Consider the following 337-nt stretch of genomic DNA (forward strand, 5'->3'; position numbering starts at 1 on the left):
TGCATCGTGCCGCCTTCGCGCACGGCCAGACTGCCCGTGCTCAGATGGTGGGTACAAATGACGGTCGGCGTATCCAGGGTGATTTGATTGCCGGCTGTGCAGGTGATTTGCGGTGCCGTGACCTGTACCGATGTGGAGGCTGTCACGGTGGCGGTTTTGATGCCCGTCACGGTTAAGGCGCTGCTTTGCGGCTCGTATTCCATCACCGCCCCGTCGGGAAAGGTCACGCGCACCGCTTCGGCAGAGGCCGACGGCGCCGTATGGGCGGCAGAGTAGAGCGAGCCGGCGACAAACGCGGTGGTCAGTTCACCCCCTATCGCCAGCACCAAAACTTGTT

The 337-nt window shown here is 62.6% G+C and carries 1 protein-coding gene; it reads right to left on the bottom strand.

Annotated features, from left to right (window positions below):
- On the bottom strand, positions 1 to 337 hold a 337-nt coding region (locus NXS07_RS22655; protein WP_258087639.1), incomplete at both ends, for a phage baseplate assembly protein V.

Source organism: Xenorhabdus bovienii (assembly GCF_024721015.1).
GTDB lineage: Bacteria > Pseudomonadota > Gammaproteobacteria > Enterobacterales > Enterobacteriaceae > Xenorhabdus > Xenorhabdus bovienii.